Source organism: Streptosporangium sp. NPDC001681 (assembly GCF_040298085.1).
Lineage (GTDB): Bacteria > Actinomycetota > Actinomycetes > Streptosporangiales > Streptosporangiaceae > Streptosporangium.
Genome location: NZ_JBEOZN010000245.1, coordinates 1 through 5,920, shown reverse-complemented (window position 1 = coordinate 5,920; position 5,920 = coordinate 1). Strand labels below are relative to the sequence as shown.

Annotated in this window: 4 protein-coding genes and 2 pseudogenes; 3 read left to right on the top strand and 3 right to left on the bottom strand. The window is 68.0% G+C overall.

Annotation, left to right across the window (positions count from 1 at the left end):
* The first annotated feature begins 219 nt into the window (after nt 1–219).
* Complete coding sequence (locus ABT130_RS46745) at nt 220–1,794, top strand: glycoside hydrolase family 43 protein (protein ID WP_350966372.1); 1,575 nt, start codon at nt 220–222, stop codon at nt 1,792–1,794.
* 86 nt (nt 1,795–1,880) lie between these two features.
* Here ABT130_RS46745 and ABT130_RS46740 read toward each other — a convergent pair whose 3' ends face one another.
* Both ABT130_RS46740 and ABT130_RS46735 read right to left on the bottom strand, forming a co-directional pair.
* Nucleotides 1,881–2,504 (bottom strand): DUF4142 domain-containing protein, encoded by a 624-nt coding sequence (locus ABT130_RS46740; protein ID WP_350966371.1) that lies wholly within the window; start codon nt 2,502–2,504, stop codon nt 1,881–1,883.
* Between the two features lie 312 nt (nt 2,505–2,816).
* Complete coding sequence (locus tag ABT130_RS46735; RefSeq protein ID WP_350966374.1) at nt 2,817–3,224, bottom strand: aldo/keto reductase; 408 nt, start codon at nt 3,222–3,224, stop codon at nt 2,817–2,819.
* A 44-nt stretch (nt 3,225–3,268) separates the two neighbouring features.
* Between ABT130_RS46735 and ABT130_RS46730 the strand changes: the two genes are divergently transcribed.
* Nucleotides 3,269–4,789, top strand: a complete 1,521-nt coding sequence (locus ABT130_RS46730; RefSeq protein WP_350966370.1) for a recombinase family protein — start codon at nt 3,269–3,271, stop codon at nt 4,787–4,789.
* A gap of 722 nt (nt 4,790–5,511) precedes the next feature.
* Nucleotides 5,512–5,793: pseudogene (locus ABT130_RS46725) on the top strand (replication initiator); the annotation flags it as partial.
* Nucleotides 5,794–5,848: 55 nt separating this feature from the next.
* Here the strand turns inward: ABT130_RS46725 and ABT130_RS47905 are convergent.
* Nucleotides 5,849–5,920 (bottom strand): annotated as a pseudogene (locus ABT130_RS47905) (ATP-binding protein); the annotation flags it as partial.

The following is a 5,920-nucleotide window of genomic DNA, read 5'->3' as shown; positions in this document are numbered from 1 at the left end:
TCCCTCCACCGCCCCCCCCGGGCGCGGCTACGTCCACACGGCGTGGGGGGGGGTGCACCCGCTCGAAACGTCGCCCCCCCCCGGGCCGCGGGCCCCGCCCGCCGTTGGAGCGTGCGGGCCCGGCGCCCCCTCCGGGTACGCGGGTCTCCCGGAAGAGACCGCCTACCCCGGCCAGGAAGTCGCGCGGACGAAGGATCCGCACATGTCAACGGAGGACCCGTGTACGACAACCCCGTCATCCCCGGTTTCCACCCCGATCCCTCGGTATGCCGGGTGGGCGCGGACTACTACCTCGTCACCTCGTCCTTCGAGTGGTTTCCCGGGGTCCCGATCTTCCACAGCCGAGACCTCGTGCACTGGCGGCAGCTCGGTCACGTGCTGGATCGGCCCTCCCAGCTCGATCTGGACGGCGTACGGCCGTCCGGCGGCATCTACGCCCCCACTCTCCGATACCACGACGGCGTCTTCTACATGATCACGACGCTGATGGACGAGCCGGGCAACTTCCTGGTCACCGCCACCGACCCGGCGGGGCCGTGGAGCGACCCGGTCTGGTTTCCCGACACCCGAGGTTTCGACCCCTCGCTCTTCTTCGACGACGACGGCCGCGCCTGGATGACCGGCAGCCGGGAGAGGGCGGCCAGGCGCTACGACGGTGACACCGAGATCTGGCTGCGTGAACTCGACCTCGCCACGCTCAAGCCGGTCGGTGCGGAGTACGTGATCTGGGAGCCGGTGCAGCGCGGCGGCATCTGGTCCGAGGGCCCGCACATCTACCGGATCGGCACCCACTACTACCTGCTGACCTCCGAGGGGGGAACCGCCGAGGACCACGCGGTCATGGTCGCCAGGGCCAAGCGGATCACCGGCCCCTACCAGGGCAACCCGCGCAACCCCGTCCTCACCCACCGCCACCTCGGGTTGCGCCACCCCATCACCAGCGTCGGCCACCCCGACCTGGTCCAGAACGCGCAGGGTGAGTGGTGGTCGGTGCTGCTCGCCACCCGCCCCTACGGCGGTCTTCCCGACGACCCGCCCACGACGGCCGCCGCCCGCGCCTTCCGCGGCTACAACCTGGGCCGCGAGACCTTCCTGACCAGGGTGCGCTGGGAGGACGACTGGCCGGTGTTCGACCAGGTCGAGCCGCGGATGCCGGCCCCCTCGACGCCGGTTCGCCGCTGGCCCGCCGTCCCCGCCTGCGACCACTTCGACGCCGGACGCCTGGCGCCGGACTGGAACCACCTGCGCACGCCCAGGGAGCCGTACTGGAGTCTGGCCGACAGCCGGCTCACCCTCCGCGCGCTCCCGCAGACCGTGTGCGAGCGGGCCGCGCCCAGCCTGGTCGCCCGGCGGCAGCGGCACATCGCCTTCGCGGCCCACACGGTGATGGAGTTCCGTCCGGAGGGGGAGGAGCGCGCCGGGCTCGTCCTGCTCCAGAACGACGACTTCCACATCGCGCTCACCCTCACCGCGCGCGGCCTGGAACTCACCCGCCGGGCCGAGGGGGTGGACACCCGCCTGGCCCGCGCCGACATCCCGGCCGGGCCGGCCGGACCGCCCGGACCGCTCTGGCTCGGCGTGGAGGCGCACGGCCAGGACTACCAGGCCCGCTACGCGGTACGGCCCGGCGAGTGGATCGACCTCGGAGATCCGGTGGACGGCCGGATCCTCAGCTCCACCGTGGCCGGAGGCTTCACCGGTGCCATGATCGGTCTGTACGCCACCTCCAACGGCCGGCCGAGCGGCAACACGGCCGCCTTCGACTGGTTCGAGTACCTGCCGCTGCCTTCGTGACCGTCGTTCCGTGGCCACCTGGGCAAGGCTCGGTGTCGTGGGAGTCCTCGAGCGGGGAGCCGCCCCGGAGTGCCGCGGTGCTCGCCTCAGCTCTCCGAGGGGCTGGGGCTTTCCGAGAGGCTCGGGCTTTCCGAAGGGCCGGCACTTTCCGAGGGGCTGGGAGTGGAGGCCCTCTCGGCCTTGAGCAGCAGGTCTATGTGCTTCTGCACGATGGGCTTGGCCTCGGTGGCGAGCTTCTTCACCTCGGGGGAGGAGCCGTTCTCGATCTCCTGCTCCACGGCGGCGAGGGTCTCGTGGTGGCCGTGGAGCTCCGCGCTGATCCAGGCCCTGTCGAACTCCGCGCCGCTCAGGGCAGCCAGCTGGTCGAGCTGCTTGCGCTGCTCCGTGTTGGGCGTGTCGGGAAGCTTGACGCCGAGCTGATCGGCCACCCGGCGGACGGCCTTGTCGAGTTTCTTGTGGTCCTTGATGAAACGCTTTGCCAGCTTGCGGACGGTCCTGGTGACCTCCCGGTCCTGCTGGCCGGCGGTCTTTTCAAGGGCGGTCTTGCTCGACTCGATCTCGGTCAGGTTGGACTGGTGCGCCTGGACGAGGAAGTCCCTGTCCTGCTGGGTGACGGCCTGGGGGGAGGGGGAGGGGGAGACGACGGCGCCGGCCGTACCGCCCATCGCGGCCACGGCGACCGCCACGAGGATGATCATCTTTCGAACCATCGGACCCTCCGTTGATCAATCCACGGTCGGAACTACTACCTCTTCCTCATATGCACGTATCTCTGGAGATATAGCGCCACAGGCGGTAAATCCTGACAAAAGGTCACATGTGGCCCTGTTGAGTAAGGCGGCCGGTCGGGCGCCCGCCGAACCTCGCCCGTCCCGCCCGGTACGAACGCGGACGCCCCGCCGCTCGGATCTCCTGGCGGGGCGTCATGCCGTGATGTCGGGCGGGCACGGGGCCGGTGAGCGCCGGGCCGCCCGCGCTCACCTTCCGGGCATCGGGTGGCCCACGCGGGTGAGCCGGAAAGGTCAGTGCTTGACGGCCCGGGGGCGGTACGGCTCGGCGAGGAAGGCGAGTTCCTTCTCGCTCAGGGGCAGGTCGACCGCGGCGACCGCGTCGTCCACGTGCCTGTTCTTGGTCGCGCCCACGATCGGCGCCGACAGGCCGGGCTGGTGGAGCAGCCAGGAGAGCGCCACCTGGGCGGGAGGGACCTCGCGCTCCCCGGCCAGCTGGGCGACCCGCTCCAGGATCAGCCGGTCGTTGTCGGCGTCGTCATAGAGGGCCTCGATGCGTGCGTCGCTGCCCGAGCGGGTGGTGGCCTCCGCGGCTCCGGCGCGGGCGAGCAGGCCCCGGGCCAGCGGGCTCCACGGGATCAGGCCCACCCCCTGGTCGCGGCAGAGCGGATTCATCTCCCGTTCCTCTTCTCTGTAGAGCAGATTCTAGCTCTGTATCTCATGCATGATGTGGTGCGGAGGTGCACATGAGCCCATCGGATTCCCCCGTCCCCGTCGTCTCCTACGCCCGGATCTCGGCCGACCTCAGGCGCGACGAACACGGCGTGCAGGACCAGCACAGGGTCAACCGCCAGACGGCCGCGCGCTACGGCTGGACGGTCGTCCACGAGTTCACCGACAACGACCGGTCTGCCGCCAAGGCCGACGTCGTGCGGGACGAGTTCGAGGCGATGCTACGGGCACTGCGCGTGGGCAAGCTGCCGAACGGCGCATCTGTCCAAGGCGTGGTGATCCTGGCGGCCGACCGCCTCGCCCGGCGTCCCGGCGACTACGAGCGGTTCGTAGAAGCGATCACTTTTCAGGACGGGCGGGTGTTCGCCGACGCGCGGGGTGCTCAGGATCTCTACAGCGAGGACGTGGAGAGCATGGGCCTGTTCGGCGCGGTCATCTCCAAGATGGAGGTCCGCAAGATGCAGCGCCGGATGCGGCGCTCCCATCGGTCACGGGCAGAGCAAGGGGTGCCGTCAGGCGGTCCGCGTCCGTTCGGCTGGAACCCGGATCGCCGGACACTCGACGAGAGGGAGGCCGACCTTGCCCGGCAGGCGGCCAAGGACTTCCTCGGTGGCCGTTCCATGCACTCGATCGTGCGGGAGTGGCAGGAGTCAGGGGTCAAGACGTCACTCGGCAATGACTGGAGCGTGCGATCCCTGAAGGTCATGCTGTGCAACCCGCGCATGTGCGGTCTGCGGGAACTCAATGGGGAACTCGTCCGTGACGCGGACGGCAGTCCGGTTCGAGGTCAGTGGGCGACGATTCTCACTCCTGAGGAGTGGGCCGCGATCCGTGCCGTCTTCGACAGCCGCAAGGGTTACTTCATCGGCCGGGACATGAAGATCGTGAAGCCGCATCAGCCCGACTACAGGGACCCCACGTACCTTCTCCCCGGAATCCTTCGCTGCGGCCGTCTGCGACCGGACGGAACGCTCTGCAACACGCCGCTTCGATCGAACCGCAACAAGAACGCTTCTCACCATGTCTACTCATGCCTCAGCAAGTCAGAGGGCGGCTGCGGCGGAATCTCGCGACGCGGTGACCTGGTGGACGAGTACGTCTCGGAAGCGGTGCTGGCGAAGCTGGAAGAGGCGGCGTTCACCGCCTCGGCCGAACAATCCACCTGGGGGAGGGAAGAGGAGTTGGAGGACGTCAAGTCACGACTCGACGAACTAACCAGGCAGTGGAACGCGGGCAATATCAGCAATGACCTCTTCTTCAAGCTGGCTCCCGGCCTGGAACAGGAGGTCGCGCGACTCCGGGCGGAAGCCGCTGGGTTCGCCACCTCCGTCGAACTGCGGCAGGCGCGGGCCAATACGGACGTGGCGGAGATCCGGCGGCGTTGGTACCTGCCGGAGAAGGAAGGTGGGTTCCCGATCTCCATAAAGCGGACATACATTCGAGAGGCACTTCATGCAGTGATCGTCCACCCTGCCGGACAAGGACAGAAGATCTTCAACCCGGACCTTCTTCAACCGGTGTGGCGCGAGGAATGACCCTCAAGACATCTAGGACGTCTTGAGCTTCCAAGAGAGCTGTCAGCCTTACCTAAAGGTGACGGCTCTCTTTCTTTTCCTGCCGAACAGCCGACGACAGCCGGACGTCTACGGACTCTGACGGACTTCAACGGACGCGTACAGACGTCCTCGTACGCCCCTGAGAATGGAACTCTTAGCTGTGTGAAAGCGTTTATCAGGTGGTACAACCGATCTACGTAAGAAGTCACCGACCCTCTCACGGCACGACGCAGCGAACATCTCGGCGAATCACCTCAGGCGCATTTTTAATCCGGGCACAAACACATCTCATGATCACCGATGATCGTCGGAACTACCCGGCCCGACGGTAGGTGTCCACACAGAGCGCGCCATCCACTTTCTCGCCGCACTCCAATCTGATCTTTCTCGCTGCTGTGCACCACACGCCAACGGCTGTCTTCGGGCTGCCCTGGCAATGGTGCGCGACGTCTTGCCCGTCCGGCGGGCGGTGACTCCATCCACGACGGAGGAGGCCACCTGAACCCTAAAACCCCCCTGTCTGCCCGGGAGTGGGGCAGACGACAAGCCGAACGGTCCCCCCGCTGGTCCGATGAGAAGTGGCGACGCGTCGCCGCTGTGCTGGGCGCCAGCGTCGCCGAAGGACACGACGCCTCCTTACCCGATGACATGGACGGGAGGGGCGTCGCGTGAACCTGGCTCCCTCCTTCGCCCCTGACATCATGGCCGCGATGCAACGGGCGGCCATGCCGGACTTCGCCCGCTGGCAACGCATGGTCTACGCCACGGGCGGCTGTGCTCAACCGGTCCGCCTGCATGGGGAACGCCTGACCTTCGACGGCGCGACCGGTGAGATCCTGGACGTCTACCGGACGGCTGACGAACCTACCGGGTTCCTGCTCACCGCCTGCGGCAACCGTCGCGCGTCGCGCTGTGCGGCCTGCTCGGCGGTCTACAAGGACGACACCTACCACCTCATCATCTCCGGCCTACGCGGCGGCAAGGGCGTCCCTGAGGACGTGGGCGGCCATCCTCGGGTGTTCGCCACCTTCACCGCTCCGCGTCGTCGTAGACGATGGCCATGCCCGCGCCGCCCAGCACGTAGGAGGGGCGCACCAGCACCGGGTAGCC